This window comes from Vibrio sp. 10N.222.54.E6 (genome assembly GCF_041473955.1).
GTDB classification, from domain to species: Bacteria; Pseudomonadota; Gammaproteobacteria; order Enterobacterales; family Vibrionaceae; genus Vibrio; species Vibrio tasmaniensis_A.
Map to the genome: position 1 here is coordinate 1 of NZ_JBFRTD010000006.1, position 13,895 is coordinate 13,895.

A 13,895-nucleotide genomic window follows, 5' to 3' on the forward strand; every position below is an offset into this window, starting at 1 on the left:
CCGGGGGAATCCATGTAGCCGCGTTAAGTGGTGAGCAACGCCACCACAAAACTCAATTTGGACGCCGTAAACACTGAACTAAACCCAAACCCAAAATGCCAAGCGTGGGGAATCACTCTTAAATTGTTTGTTAGCAGTTTATACTTACACCACCTGTTTTTCTTTCAGTAAGTCTAAGTTACCTTTAAGGATTGACGAGAAGTCTGTTAATCGGTGATAAATAACCGTACCGTGACTTTTCATAGATTTTGAATCAGATGGATTGCAAGCTACTAACTTTTCCAATAAATCGGATAATTCATTACAAAACTTGTCTATTTCCGAGTAATAACCATCAAAAAGGATTTTATTCTTCCTCAAAGTAGTGATGAAATGTTGAACTTCTTCAGCATCTTTGTCAGGAGAGACTCCGGATAAGCTAGACATTGAAGCGGAAGGACCATATTTAGAAATCAAGTTGATTGTACGACTCAGCACAGCTTCGATTCCCGAAAAATCGACAGCCTTTCGAACGTTTATGATTTCGTCACGGTAAGTTTTTGCTTTGCTCGCTTCAGTAGTTGCTTTGTATGCTTGCCAAATAGCTATAACACCACCAACAATAGAAAGGAATGTAGCCACATAGTTTATGTAATTTGGCATACTACCTAGCCTCTAGAATTAATAGTATTTTGTCCGCTCCAAGTGTGTGAGGCTTACCAAACCCTTCCCATACCGATAACATTGCATCGTATTTGTCCAGTGTGGGCATATGCGAATTGAGGTCTGGAATCTCTTGACCATACCTCAGTTCATCGTAGCGCTCTAAGTCGACGATAAAATATCGACAATAAGCCATATACGAGCTCTCTTCATTTCCATCAAACCCCGGAAATTTAAGCCAGTAATGTTCTTTTACTGTAGTGTCTGCGCACTTTTTGGCTGAAAAATGGATTGTTCGATACATGTCTAAAATATCAAGAACCCTGCGACACTCTTCCTTCGATAGACCTTCCCATAGATTTTCATAAATCCAGTCATAGTGCAGTTCATAACCCTCAGATATTGCCTGACGGTGCTGAGCATAGTAATCCGCTTCTTCTGGATACAGTTTTTCTAATATCAAGAACTGATTGACCAAAGCTAAACGCTCTTTTTTATCTAATTTCATTTCAACTCCAATGTTAAATACTACGAAAACTGCTAACGCCAAATTAAGGTGTGAACAACGCTAACCACCTTACTTAAACCATTGTGCCATAAACACTAAACTGACTTGAGGTGAGGGCGTCAAGCGTTGTGAATCACTCTTAAATTTATTGTTAGCTGAATTTTTCAAACTGTTTTAAAAGATTATTTCATTTATCCAGTACTTTACTACGCTCGCCTTCTGACACGAAATTTAAGAGGATGGATAGTTCGATGAAGTCTGTATGGCTTCCCCAAATATCTCAGAGTCATAGCAACTTTTTATCCAAGACAACTCCTCACCAGTGATGCTATGAAATACTTCCAGAGGCATGTAGTCACAATGTTCAGGATTGGCAAAGTTAGACGTAGAATTTAACACAAAAACGAAAAAGTCAATAAAAACAGAATCTTAAATAAACAAAGCTGTGTATAAAAACAGTTAAACTTCCAATTTATGGCGCATAAAACTGCCTTTTATCAGCCTGCGTAGTCATTTTTTAGATCAAGTAATCTTGCATAGTTAAGCATCGATTAGATTATTCGATGTACCATATAGATAGGCGCTAAATTATTAGCGTACTCGATGCTCTATCGTGAAGTCAGGTAATGACTCCCAGTTGATTGTACGCATTCCACCAGTACAACCACTGACAGAAGTCTTGTATGAATTCAAGCCAACCACATTACCTTTGTAAAAGTACACAACTTGGTGAGAGTTTGCTCCAAAAGATGTTCCACTTTGACAGTATTGGAATGCTTCGTTAAACCCTTTCATTTGACGATCTTGTGGCATACCCATAATTTCAATCACATCACGTTTACTCATACCGTAGTCAATTAACACTGTTTGACCATCGAGCGATTCACAACCAGATAGAGCTAAGCTTGAAAGAATGGCCGTCGATAAAATTAGTTTGTTCACTATTTAGTGTCCTTGGAAGAAAGCAGGCACTTGAACACTGCTCAATTGTTGAAAGTGGCGCTAATTCTCACCCACCTACCAAGGAAAATAACAACAAATAAATTTAGTCGTGACAGTAAGATGCAGTAAAACAAATCCACTCTATAGCTCTGCGTTTTGAATTGTGCTTAGCTCGCGGCCTCATATCCTTATTCACCAATGCTCTGTGGTTGTGGCTTAGTGCCATCACATCGTCAGCTAACGCCAGCATAACACGTTTGCTACCATGCAGATTAAGCTCAATTTACCACTGAACACGGTAAACTCAAAGAAACCTAGAATGCCGAATGTGGCAAATCGTGTTGATGCATTTGTTATATTCACTTTGCAACGAATTATCACTCGAAATCAAAGCCCACCGAGGAACTTCCAGTCTCTACTAAATCTAAACCTTTAAAATTAGCTCCTGCGCCATGCTCTTCCTCCCAATTACAACCGAATTCAATTCCGAAACGAGGAATATCCATAGTACTATCACCTTTGATATGAACCGCTACAATCCCACAAAGTTTTGAAAGATCTTTATGCGTTGAAATTTGAGGAACGATATCATCAGGTTTTTCATCAATCAGGCTATCGATTACTAAATCACGCATATACCAATATTGTTCAACAAAAGACTCAAGCGATTTATTCAGTACACCTAGCGCATTTTTTTCAATCCAACTCACTACATCAAAAAACTCTTCTGTTGATAAGTCTTTATCGCAACAAAAGTGGATTGTACCATCTGATTTTTCAGGACTTGAGATACTTCCATATGCACCGTTTCGTATTTGTAAACCAGCAAAGCCAGTGACTTTTTTCGATGTGTATTTAAAAAACTCATCAGTGGTAGTTTCTGGGAATTTACATTCCTTTACGTCAAACACTGTACCCTCCTTTGTGAATATAACAGTTCTTAGACAGAAAAATTCTGTATTTAATATAGAATTTTTCTATCTAGTTTCTTATGCCATCAATTGTACTAAATTTAGTTCATCCATAACAGTGACTTATGATGTGTACATTGAAATTCAACAAGCAAATATAGAAACTTTCTATCTAGCATGATTCACATTAAAATCATCAGGTTATGTACATAGAAACAGTATCTAACACCATGCAAATCTAGCGTTCTTCCAGAGCAAATTAGCCCCTATAAATCCAATGCTTGACCCTATACGGTAAGGTGTTTATATTGTCGCCCGCCCAACGGGGCACATCCTAAAATGCACACCGGCCATCCTGCCATCATTCGTGTATTTATATTGATGTTGTGAACTTCCATGCTAACGAAACTTCGTCCTTTTACTCGTGAATCGGGTGCGCTTATGCATCTTTCGGTTCCTATTATTTTGACTCAAATAGCGACCCAAGCGATGGGATTTGTCGATACGACAATGGCTGGCCAAGTAAGCCCTGCCGATCTCGCCGCTATTGCACTGGGTACTAGCCTTTGGATTCCTGTGTTGCTGCTACTTCGTGGCGTGATTATGGCGCTAACGCCTGTAGTCGCTTACCACCGCGGCGCACGTGACTTTCAAAGTATCTCTGTTGAGTTCTTCCAAATGGTTTGGTTGGCATTAATTGCTAGCGTCTTGCTCATCGCTTACTTAGTGAGTGCGAAACCGATCTTAGAGTGGATTGGGGTTGCCTCTGAGATCATTCCAATTGGTAGCGACTATGCGTTTGCCCTAGCCTTCGGTGTGCCGGGTATTGCCCTGTTTTACACCTTGAATGGCTTTTGTGAGGGTATGAACAACACCAAAGTACCGATGATCATTTCGGTGGTTGGTTTGTTGGTGAATATTCCGGTCAACTACGTGCTTATCTACGGCAAGTTTGGCTTCCCTGAAATGGGGGCTGTGGGCTGTGGCTGGGCGACTAGCTTAGTGTATTGGCTAATGTCGGGAATGCTGTATTCCTACATTAAAGGTCATCACCACTACAAAACCATCATCAACTTTTCAGATGCAAAGCCAAAAGCAAAAGAGATGCTTCACCTTCTAAGATTAGGTTTACCTATCGGCATGAACATCGCGGTGTGCGGCAGTATCTTTGCGGTTATCGCGTTGATGATTGGTCGTATTGGTGCAGAGAACGTGGCAGCCGCGCAAATTGCACTTAACATTTCGAGCCTGACTTACGTGATTCCGATGAGTATTTCGTTTGGTATTACGATTCGTGTTGGTCACGCTTTGGGTGAGAAAGACGAACTAGGCGCAATTGAGCGCAGTAAAGTCGGTATCTTAGTTGCAGCGTTAATTTCCTTGCTTTCGGTTGCGATGTTCCTGTTGTTCCCAGAGTGGATCATCAGGCTTTACACTACCGATCCTGCGATAAGCGCAACGGCAGCGGTATTGTTGACCTTTACTGCTATGTATCAATTCAGTGATGCTCTGCAAACCTCTGCTAACGGCGCATTACGTGGCTATAAAGATACTAAGATCCCGATGATGTTAGCCATCGCTTCATACTGGGGCTTAGCATTACCACTGGGCATGGTGCTCGGGCTAACAGACCACATTGTTCCAGCAATGGGTGAAGAAGGATTTTGGATTGGTATTCTTACGGGTTTAAGTATCTCTGCTACGCTGATGTTAGTTCGCTTGCGATTCGTGATTAAGAAGCGCGATTTACTGCCTTCAATTAACGCAGCAATTCGCTAATACTGCTTTAGTAAGCGAATACCGCACCGGAAAGTAAATACAAAAAAGCGCGTTACTGCCACTAGGCAGCAACGCGCTTTTTCTATTTAAATTGAGCTGTATTTATCTGTTTATCGCCAAATATGAGCCAGCAGCAATCATTATTCCACCAGCACTTTGATTTAATCTTCTATGCGCGCGTGGCGTTTTTAGCAAACCTGCCATTCTACCCGCGCCTACAGCGATAAGCATTAAACCGGACATTAGAGCAACAGATGCTAAACCAGAAACCAAGACAATATCTTGTGAGCGCAGAACTGTCAGATCAATGAAAGTCGGCAAGAACGAAATATAAAACAGAATCACTTTAGGGTTTGAAGCTGAAATCAAAAAGCCTTGCGCGAAACTCGCGAGTTCGGATTTCTGGCTCTGTTTGGCAGCGAGTTCAGCTGAGCCTTGCACTTCAGGTAAGCTCTTAAACATCTTATAGCCTAAGTAAATCAAATAAGCTGCACCAACGTAGCGAATCACCTCAAACGCAATCGACCAATTCTCGGCAATGGTCGCTAGGCCGAAGCAGGCGAGCGTAAGATAAATAAGGTCACTGCAAATCATACCTAACGAAAGCGTGATGCACTTGCGCCATCCATGAACCATACCACGAGCCAAAATCGCAAATACGCCAGGTCCCGGAGTAATACCAAATATAAACATGGCAATAAAGAATGTAACTGCGCCTTCTAGTGACATCTGCCGTCCCTCAAATATCATTCAACATTATAAGTTTTGAACGTATCACGGAGCTCCGATTCGGGTAAAGAACGTTTTTAACTAAAAACGATTCACACAACTCATGTTTTGAATAAGTGTCACACGTAATTTCCCCACTACGCCTAAGCCTAGCCTAGCCTTAACCCCAGACATAAACTTCAACTTAAACCAATCACCAAATTGTTTTTCGTTAAGACACAAAAAAGGCGAACCTAGAGGCCCGCCTTCGAAACAATGATCGAAAATCAACGTAACAAGATTAATTCAATATTGGTGACAACAACTCAGGGTTTACGACTATATTTCTCACACCGTGGGCGTGATCTTCGTTAAAGTCATTGCCTTCACACCAGCTACCTACTGTCGCGATATTTACTTTCGCGACTTGTGGACGAACGCTCCATGTTACTTGGAAGGGCGAACCTTGTTCATTATAACCAGGGCCTGTTGTAGAACCTGCGTATTGAATCGCTGAGCCAGTATCTTGTGGAATGTTGGTTGCTTGGTGCAAACCATCCACTTTAGAGTGTTTCGCCAATGCTTCGAAATCGAGTGCTTTGTCGTCATTCACTAATACGTAAACTTGGGTTTCTACACGCAGTTGCGGGTTGGTAATTGCATCGTTAAAACAAGCGCCCAGTGTTTCACCCGGTTCAACTTGTGCTGTCGAGTACACATAATGCACTTCGATGGTGTCACCTGAATGCAAAGAGCCATGAGCGCTCGGACAAACCTTGCCCTCAAATGGTTTCAGCTCAGCTGAACTCAACTTGCCTGTGTATTTAAATCCACTCTGGAATCCCTTACCATCACCGTTGCCAGCGTATTGAGTAAACTCACCGCCTTTATGCTCAGCGTTCTTATGGAAGTGAATATTACATAAGTTCATTGCTGTTGAATCAGGGGCATCCGAAAACAGTCTGGTATTTGTTCCTTCTAATGAACCCAAATCTCGTGGGGCTTGCGGGCCAAAACCTTGCCCTTGGGTGTTTTCAGAAAGCTTAGCTCTTTGTTCTGCGATAACACCATCTGAGACAGACTCATGGTTCACATCAGATGCATTTGCTTGAGCAGATAACATCACCATCGCGACGCTTAAAAACACACTCTTGTTGTTCATATTTCTTCCCTAGAATATTGATACCTAAACCGAACCTAACAGCAAACATCTTACTATGCTCACAAGTGAATATAAGGGTTGTCTTTGTAAGATTAGATTTCATTGCTTACTTTGGGATGAGTATTAGAACCCTAGATGTATAGAACAAGTCAAACACAGTAAATACGGCGACTCCCTTCCAGAACGAGTAATTTCCTACTTTGTTGACTGTCCCCTGACTGAGCGGCTTGATAAGCGATCAATGCATATAAAATGCAACGACGACAAGGTTTGTAAGATCAAAAAGACGAACCACTTGGCTCGCCTTCACGTCTCATTCTATCTATTAGGTTAGTGTTCTTGGTTAACGGTTTAACCATTACCAGTGGCAAATATCCCAAACGTCATGACGTTCAATGCGTCTGTCACGCCTTCTAGAGATTTAATCACTTTCTTAGTCGGCTCATTGTTAAGTAATAGGTAACTTCCAAGCCCTTTTTCATTATCGGTCTCGACTTGATCTTCGGTCGCTTGTTTAACGGTTACTTGAGATGTGCTTTCTTGCGTAGCATTAGCTTGAGGAGCTCCAACTGATTCAGCTTGCGTCTTGCCGCTTATATTTGAGTCTTTAACTAAATCCGCATTTATCTCATCAGTAGACTCAGCAATGACATTTAGATCCGTATCTTCTTCGACAGTGTTCGACAAAGTGTTTTCGTTGGTCAGTGTCTTCTCTTCGATTTGCTCATTACTCGTTGTGGAGCAAGCGGTTAAAAAAAACAGGCTAACGATGAATGTGAGTAAGTGTCTCACCATAATGATAAACATAACCTCAATAAAGCATTGTTCGATTGTATTTTGTTTGGCTGACGACATCCAGTGATAAGCGGAGTAAACACAAAAAGTCGCGTTCTTGAAGAGTAAACAAAAGCGTACAGGTTTAGTGCCTAAGACTAATAATTCGAGAGCTCAATCAGGTTGCCATCAGGATCACGAATATAAACAGAGACAATTTTCCCTATTGCACCTGTTCGTGGTACGGGCCCTTCTTCTATCGCGACTCCTTGCGATTTGATATGTTCGACAACTTGAGCCATTGGTGTATTGGTAACAAAGCAGAGGTCTGCACTACCGACCTGCACACGCCTTGCCTTCGGCTCGAACTCGCTACCGCTGAGGTGTAAATTGATCTTCTGCGTCCCAAATGACAACGCCAACCTGCCCTCGCCAAATTCGATAGGCTTCATTCCAAGTACCCGTTGGTAAAAATCGACCGTAACTTGTAAATCTTTCACGGTTAATACCAAATGATCTAAATGACTGATTTCCGTCATTACTTGCCTGTAATTGAGAGTGATAAGGGCTTATTGGCGGTGACTAGGCACAGTTAGGTGAACAATGTCATTCGACAACCCACATAACTCATAACAGAAATGTAGGTTGGAATTACTGAACTTAGCCTTCGCGCTTACTGAGCGTGTAGGAAACTACACTATCATCACCAATCTTGAACACCCAAACATTCTCGCCATCCACAAACTGAAATTGATTGGCTGATTCAGTCGGTTTTAACTTCCCAATAAATTCAGACAATGCTGGCTCGTTGATAACGAAGCTTCCTTCTGAAGTATTCGCATCCAAATCATTTTTCACTTCAATCTTCACGGTAGATTTAGGCAGAATGTCGGGTAACCATCCCCTGTCAAACAATCGCTCTTGTTTGGCTTGCGCATAAGTCGAGTACTCATCGCTGACCACATCTGAACAGCCAGACATTGAAACCAAAGCCGAAAATAAGACAGAGAGTAAAACGTTAATTTTCATTTAATTACCATAACTTGAAAGCTGGAGTGTGAAATCATGCGTTGCCATACAACCTCATTTCCATTCACAAAATCCATTTTATAAATCAACCGTAATCATCATTCAAATTAATTGACTTTATTTACATACAGCCAGTGCTAGATAATATTCAGACCAAAGACGCCTTTTACATCGAACAGTACCTTTTGCGTCCTTTCCCTAGAGACTTCGCTACCATTTCGCAAAATATCGATGAGCTGCGCTTTATCATCCAGTAACTCAGCTCTTCTTTCACGAATAGGACGAAGCATCTCTTGCAGGCACTCTTCCAACACTTTCTTAGTTTGTCCATCGCCTAGCCCACCTCTTTGGTAATGCTCTTTTAGTTGACTGACATAGTTAGCGTCTGTGTGAAAAGCATCAAGATAAGTGAACACGATATTGCCTTCTACCTTGCCTGGCTCTTCAATTCGTAGATGATTTGGATCGGTATACATGGATTTGACTGCAGCTCTGATCTCTTTCTCTGTTGCACCCAAATTAATGGCGTTGCCCATCGATTTAGACATCTTACTTTTACCATCAGTACTAGGCAGACGAGATGCATTACTGAGAAGCGGCCTGCATTCATTCAAGATTGGTTTGCCAGCGAGCGAATTCACTTTCCTTACTATCTCATTGGTTTGTTCTAACATCGGCAGTTGATCATCGCCAACAGGCACTAAAGTCGCGTTAAAAGCAGTAATGTCTGCCGCCTGTGAGATGGGATAAGTGAGGAAGCCTGCTGGAATTGAACGTCCAAACTCTTTGTTCTGAATTTCGCTTTTGACTGTTGGATTCCGTTCTAAGCGAGCGATAGAAACAAGATTGCTGTAGAACATGGTGAGCTCAGCTAACACCGGCAGCTGTGATTGCAGACAAATCGTGGTCTTGGTCGGGTCGATACCCACCGCAAGATAGTCAGCGACTACATTGAGAATGTTGGAAGAAACCTTCGAAGGATTATGGGCGTTGTCGGTAAGCCCTTGCATGTCAGCGACCAATATCGTTTGGTCGTGAATATGCTGCAAAGAGACTCTTTGTTTAAGTGAACCGACGTAATGACCCAAATGTAAAGGCCCAGTTGCTCTATCGCCAGTCAGAATAATTTCAGGCTTGTTGGTATTGTTCTTACTGCCAATATTATTGCTGTCGGTATGGCTGTTTGAGTTGGTATTCATGGTGTATCTCCAAGTTAAAAAGGCTACTGGAGATAAAAAGAGGCGACATTTTTGATGACATTCTTAGCTACCGTCCAGCAGCTAAAGAATGTAAGTATTCCGTGCTGCTCTATTGAGAGCACCACCAAAAGAAAATTGAAGTTGAAGTTGAAGTTGAAGCAGAATTAAATTTCATGGTTAAAACCTATCAACAATACAGACGAGCGACAACTGTTATTTACGCGCACCAAGAAAATAGGTCTTAAGATTAACAGGTTATAGGCTTAATCTTTACTGGAACACAGTTCAGTGATTCGGTCACACATGGCTTGGTTAACTGTGAAGTGGGTGTTGAGGAACGCTAGTTGGGCAAGTGCCGATTCAGCCGTGCGCTCGTAACCTTGGGTAAAGGTTGGTAGCAATTGAGCAAACTTAGGAAAGCGTGCTTCTAGCCTTCTATCCGACATAAATTCATCAACGAATTCAGGCTCAGAATGCTCAGTTTGATCCACAAGATCGATCAAACGATCAAGAGCGTAAGATTGAACAAAGCGAGAGCCAGAAAGCTTCTCGCCGCGATTATATCGGCTCATGCCCACATAAAGATTGGTCAGTGCTTCACCGATGATCCATTCTTGAGAGTTTGCGTGTGCCTCGCCTTTTGCTGGTGGAACACAACACTGAGTATCAAATTCAGGTTGCTGCCAAACAATGCGCCCTTTAGCAAATGGGATATGCGCTAACTCGTGGGATTCAAACACCGCAAATTCGCAAAAGATTCCGTCAGCGTACAGGACTTTATAGCCATCGACGGTATTTCTCACCGCGTAGTCGATTGGGTGAATGTCTGAGAGCCAATGCAAGCTGTCTAAGAAATACTGCTTATGCCCCGTTTGTACTATCGCGAAAAAATCGACATCTGAATACTGATCAAGTCGTTCTGTTTCAATACCTACCGAGCCCAATCCCAGTAAAGCATGAGCCTTACCCGATGCTTCCAAAGACTCCCCAATCGCATCTAAACGCTGTAGTAATTTTTCTGGTGTGTTTATATGTCTTGTCTGTATCACTTTGTCCGTCTGCATTGCTCAATCCCTATCAAGTTGAATGCCACTCAACCTAACTGATAGTTAGAACATCTAAGAAGCCTAATTTATAAAATATGTGTTTGAGATAACGATCTGCGTAACTTATTGCTTCGTTTCAACTCATCAATCATCCGTCTTTCTATCCAATTTACACCGATGACTTAGCTAAATAAGCTGCCATTTCTTGCTCTGGCACCATGCCTCCGCCAGTCGCCCACACAAGATGCGTTGCATTCGCTAGCGTCGATTCATCAATTTGTAGACGAGCAAGGTATTCGCTATTTCGCTCAACATGAACCGCACCTGGCATGCCTGCGAGTGCTGAAGGTTCAAGTTGAATACCCTCTGCTTGGTTCAGTTCGCCTAGCAATTGATACATGCGTTCATCGGTTAATGTGTAATAACCATCAAGCAAGCGCTCCATCGCGCGACCCACGAAACCTGAAGCCCGACCCACCGCCAAACCGTCTGCGGCGGTGAGGTTATCGATACCCAGATCTTGCACCGCAATCTCATCATGCAAACCGGTATGAACACCGAGCAACATACAAGGCGAATGGGTTGGCTCAGCAAAAATACAGTGTACATGGTCACCAAAAGCCATCTTCATGCCAAATGCCACACCACCGGGGCCGCCACCGACTCCACATGGCAAGTAAACGAACAGTGGATGGTCTTCATCGACCAGAATCTGCTGCTGTTCAAACTGTTGCTTTAGTCTTTGCCCCGCCACCGAGTAGCCAAGGAACAGGGTTTGTGAGTTTTCATCATCAATGAAAAAACATCGAGGATCTTGTGCGGCTTCTTTGCGTCCTTGTTCTACTGCAACGCCATAATCTTGCTGATATTCGACCACATTGACACCATGCTCACGCAGTTTGTTTTTCTTCCACGCTCTCGCATCAGCAGACATGTGAACCGACACTGTAAAGCCTAACTTGGCACTCATTATGCCAATCGACATGCCTAAGTTACCCGTAGACCCTACCGCAATACTGTATTGTTTAAAGAAGTCACGAAATTCAGGTTCGAGTAACTTACTGTAGTCATCGCTCTCACACAGTAACCCAGCTTCAATGGCAAGCTTCTCGGCATGCGTTAGTACTTCATAGATACCACCGCGCGCTTTGATTGAACCTGAAATCGGTAAATGGCTGTCTTTCTTCATCATCAAACGCCCTTTTATTGGCTGCTGATAATGAGCTTCTAATGCTAACTTCATTGCAGGGATATCGATAAGCTCAGATTCGATGATGCCATTGGTGACTTGTGTTTCAGGGAATGCCTTCGCCAGATAAGAGGCAAACCTTTGTAATCGCAGGCTTGCATCTTGAATGTCCTCTTCGCTTAACCCCACATAAGGTAAACCCTGTTCTAACGTCGTGATGTTTGGGTTAAACCAACTCACTTCTTCTAACGCTATAAGTTGTTTTAACAACGGGAAATCGTTGGTGAGCTTCTCTATATTTAATTCACTTTTTGGGTTCAAATCAGTCATGGGTGACCTTCTCTGGTATAGCGCCATCATCTCTGGTACACAGCAATCTGCGCTCTTACAAACATTTGGTTTTGAGCTTATTAAAACGGTATTTATTTAATTATTCAATGACCTGTAATTAACTAGGCTTACTTTGCTCGATACGTCTTACGACTTAATTGCTGACCACTGTCTTGATGTACTCACTAGGCGATAAACCAAATTTTCCTTTAAAGCGCTGACTAAAACGTCCTTCCGATTGGTAACCGCAAGACTGGGCCAACATCGCCACATTCTGCTGTCCGTTTTGCATCAGATAAAGTGCGTGACTCAACCGAACTTCAGCCAACACCTCACGATATTGCATACCTTCCAGTTTGAGCTTTCGGATAAGCGTGGCGCGACTCATCGCAAAGCGCTCTGCTACCGACTCTAACGGATGTTTCTCGTCCGGTGAATGCGAAAGGTAGTGGCTAAGTTTCTGGCTAAACGAAACGTTTGAGCTAATAAACAATCGATGCAACACGCCCTTCTCGGCTAATTGCTGATACAAACCCTGCAACCAAAATTGTTGGGTTTGTTCACTCATGCTCTGACGATCAAACGAAAACAACGCATTGAGAGAATCTTGCAAACCTCGATCTGCCTCCACGGTGGGTAAATCCAGTTCAATTGCTCGATCCTCACTCAGATCGAGCATTGCTTGCGTCGGTTGGAAATGAAAACTGAATACACGCGAAAGGAAACGCCCTTTGTGGGGCATGTTCTCAAAACTCAATGACGCTGATGCCTCACACAACAGCAGCTCAGAATGTGAGAGTTCTGCCGCTGAGTCTTTCCAAAACAGGCGCTTACTGCCTGTAATGATCTGAATAATACTAGGGGATAGAATCCTCACATTACGCAGTTTTTGTAACTGCTCTGCACGAAAGATCGTCACTTGATATTGATTCATCTCATCCCCTTATTTGCTTATTTGCTTATTTGCTTATTATGTACGTGTATAAGCTTTTAACGTACATAAGCTATTAGCGTGTATAAGTTGCCGTCAGTTTCGCTTTGTCTAAAGCCATGCTGTTCAACGTGAATCCAACCACTGCCGACGGCGTGTTTTCGTCTAGGTTAAGTTTGTCCGTTGGTAATGCCCAAACCGTGAATTGATAACGGTGCATACCATCTTTTTCTGGAGGACAAGCGCCACCGAAACCTACCGTTCCATAATCGATTCGGCCTTCTTTGCCACCCACTTTAGAGATATCGACACCGCGAGGTAGGTCGCTCACTGTTGCTGGAATATCAAACGCGACCCAGTGCCAGAAACCACTTTCAGTCGGAGCGTCTGGATCATAAGCCGTGACTGCAAAGCTTTTGGTTCCTGCTGGAGCATCTTTCCACATCAATTGTGGTGATAGGTTACCGCCGTCACAACCCCAACTTGAGTATTCAAAGGTCTTCGCCATTGGGTGACCTTCTTGAATATCGTTGCTGATTAATTCGAACGCTTGAGCAGAGCCTGCCGCCAAAATACTAATTGCTAATACTGATTTGATGATGAGTTTCATGATAGTTCCTCTTATTAGGTATGAGTCCAGTATAGTTCCCTCCACACGCCCAGTGATGACAATAAGTACACAATTATCTAATTTAACCCAAACAAATGATACTTACTGTATTTTTACTTTATTATTTAAAAGCAT

15 protein-coding genes are annotated in these 13,895 nt (G+C 42.7%); 1 reads left to right on the forward strand and 14 read right to left on the reverse strand.

Annotated features, from left to right (window positions below):
• Positions 1-144: 144 nt before the first annotated feature.
• The 4 genes from AB4513_RS01260 to AB4513_RS01275 form a co-directional block, all read right to left on the reverse strand.
• Complete coding sequence (locus tag AB4513_RS01260; protein ID WP_102257634.1) at positions 145-642, reverse strand: hypothetical protein; 498 nt, start codon at positions 640-642, stop codon at positions 145-147.
• 1 nt (position 643) lies between these two features.
• Positions 644-1,150: a YfbU family protein gene (locus AB4513_RS01265; protein ID WP_102257633.1), complete on the reverse strand. Its 507-nt coding sequence runs from the start codon at positions 1,148-1,150 to the stop codon at positions 644-646.
• 591 nt (positions 1,151-1,741) lie between these two features.
• Positions 1,742-2,092 carry a hypothetical protein gene (locus AB4513_RS01270; protein WP_012600708.1) on the reverse strand — a complete coding sequence of 117 codons (351 nt, stop codon included), beginning with the start codon at positions 2,090-2,092 and terminating at the stop codon, positions 1,742-1,744.
• A gap of 377 nt (positions 2,093-2,469) precedes the next feature.
• Positions 2,470-3,003, reverse strand: coding sequence for a DUF6985 domain-containing protein (locus tag AB4513_RS01275; RefSeq protein WP_032555029.1), 534 nt, complete (start codon positions 3,001-3,003; stop codon positions 2,470-2,472).
• A gap of 396 nt (positions 3,004-3,399) precedes the next feature.
• Here AB4513_RS01275 and AB4513_RS01280 point away from each other — a divergent pair, with 396 nt between their 5' ends.
• Positions 3,400-4,782: an MATE family efflux transporter gene (locus tag AB4513_RS01280; RefSeq protein WP_032555026.1), complete on the forward strand. Its 1,383-nt coding sequence runs from the start codon at positions 3,400-3,402 to the stop codon at positions 4,780-4,782.
• A gap of 102 nt (positions 4,783-4,884) precedes the next feature.
• On the opposite strand, the gene AB4513_RS01285 is transcribed toward AB4513_RS01280, so the two are convergent.
• From AB4513_RS01285 to AB4513_RS01330, 10 genes are all read right to left on the reverse strand, one after another.
• The gene (locus AB4513_RS01285) at positions 4,885-5,511 is read right to left on the reverse strand and encodes a LysE family translocator (protein WP_032555025.1); all 627 of its coding nucleotides are present in this window, start codon (positions 5,509-5,511) and stop codon (positions 4,885-4,887) included.
• A gap of 280 nt (positions 5,512-5,791) precedes the next feature.
• On the reverse strand, positions 5,792-6,652 hold the full coding sequence (locus AB4513_RS01290; protein WP_102257632.1) for a delta-class carbonic anhydrase: 861 nt from the start codon (positions 6,650-6,652) through the stop codon (positions 5,792-5,794).
• 351 nt (positions 6,653-7,003) lie between these two features.
• The gene (locus AB4513_RS01295; protein ID WP_032555129.1) at positions 7,004-7,447 is read right to left on the reverse strand and encodes a hypothetical protein; all 444 of its coding nucleotides are present in this window, start codon (positions 7,445-7,447) and stop codon (positions 7,004-7,006) included.
• A 137-nt stretch (positions 7,448-7,584) separates the two neighbouring features.
• Positions 7,585-7,965 (reverse strand): VOC family protein, encoded by a 381-nt coding sequence (locus AB4513_RS01300; RefSeq protein WP_032555022.1) that lies wholly within the window; start codon positions 7,963-7,965, stop codon positions 7,585-7,587.
• A gap of 121 nt (positions 7,966-8,086) precedes the next feature.
• Positions 8,087-8,455: a hypothetical protein gene (locus AB4513_RS01305; RefSeq protein WP_032555021.1), complete on the reverse strand. Its 369-nt coding sequence runs from the start codon at positions 8,453-8,455 to the stop codon at positions 8,087-8,089.
• Positions 8,456-8,592: 137 nt separating this feature from the next.
• Positions 8,593-9,654: a tryptophan--tRNA ligase gene (gene trpS, locus AB4513_RS01310; protein ID WP_050395109.1), complete on the reverse strand. Its 1,062-nt coding sequence runs from the start codon at positions 9,652-9,654 to the stop codon at positions 8,593-8,595.
• Between the two features lie 263 nt (positions 9,655-9,917).
• On the reverse strand, positions 9,918-10,718 hold the full coding sequence (locus tag AB4513_RS01315) for a hypothetical protein (protein ID WP_032555020.1): 801 nt from the start codon (positions 10,716-10,718) through the stop codon (positions 9,918-9,920).
• 151 nt (positions 10,719-10,869) lie between these two features.
• The gene (locus tag AB4513_RS01320) at positions 10,870-12,249 is read right to left on the reverse strand and encodes a D-serine ammonia-lyase (protein WP_050395107.1); all 1,380 of its coding nucleotides are present in this window, start codon (positions 12,247-12,249) and stop codon (positions 10,870-10,872) included.
• Positions 12,250-12,373: 124 nt separating this feature from the next.
• A complete protein-coding gene (locus AB4513_RS01325) occupies positions 12,374-13,153 on the reverse strand; it encodes a helix-turn-helix transcriptional regulator (RefSeq protein WP_009845017.1) in 780 nt (259 codons plus the stop codon).
• Positions 13,154-13,226: 73 nt separating this feature from the next.
• On the reverse strand, positions 13,227-13,760 hold the full coding sequence (locus AB4513_RS01330) for a YbhB/YbcL family Raf kinase inhibitor-like protein (RefSeq protein WP_029225307.1): 534 nt from the start codon (positions 13,758-13,760) through the stop codon (positions 13,227-13,229).
• Between the last annotated feature and the right edge of the window lie 135 nt (positions 13,761-13,895).

Coding starts and splice junctions, on each gene's coding strand:
- AB4513_RS01265 (WP_102257633.1), bottom strand. CDS start 1,150: ATGAAATTAGATAAAAAAGAGCGTTTAGCTTTGGTCAATCAGTTCTTG.
- AB4513_RS01290 (WP_102257632.1), bottom strand. CDS start 6,652: ATGAACAACAAGAGTGTGTTTTTAAGCGTCGCGATGGTGATGTTATCT.
- trpS (WP_050395109.1), bottom strand. CDS start 9,654: ATGAATACCAACTCAAACAGCCATACCGACAGCAATAATATTGGCAGT.
- AB4513_RS01285 (WP_032555025.1), bottom strand. CDS start 5,511: ATGTCACTAGAAGGCGCAGTTACATTCTTTATTGCCATGTTTATATTT.
- AB4513_RS01260 (WP_102257634.1), bottom strand. CDS start 642: ATGCCAAATTACATAAACTATGTGGCTACATTCCTTTCTATTGTTGGT.
- AB4513_RS01300 (WP_032555022.1), bottom strand. CDS start 7,965: ATGACGGAAATCAGTCATTTAGATCATTTGGTATTAACCGTGAAAGAT.
- AB4513_RS01280 (WP_032555026.1), top strand. CDS start 3,400: ATGCTAACGAAACTTCGTCCTTTTACTCGTGAATCGGGTGCGCTTATG.
- AB4513_RS01305 (WP_032555021.1), bottom strand. CDS start 8,455: ATGAAAATTAACGTTTTACTCTCTGTCTTATTTTCGGCTTTGGTTTCA.
- AB4513_RS01330 (WP_029225307.1), bottom strand. CDS start 13,760: ATGAAACTCATCATCAAATCAGTATTAGCAATTAGTATTTTGGCGGCA.
- AB4513_RS01295 (WP_032555129.1), bottom strand. CDS start 7,447: ATGGTGAGACACTTACTCACATTCATCGTTAGCCTGTTTTTTTTAACC.
- AB4513_RS01320 (WP_050395107.1), bottom strand. CDS start 12,249: ATGATGGCGCTATACCAGAGAAGGTCACCCATGACTGATTTGAACCCA.
- AB4513_RS01315 (WP_032555020.1), bottom strand. CDS start 10,718: ATGCAGACGGACAAAGTGATACAGACAAGACATATAAACACACCAGAA.
- AB4513_RS01325 (WP_009845017.1), bottom strand. CDS start 13,153: ATGAATCAATATCAAGTGACGATCTTTCGTGCAGAGCAGTTACAAAAA.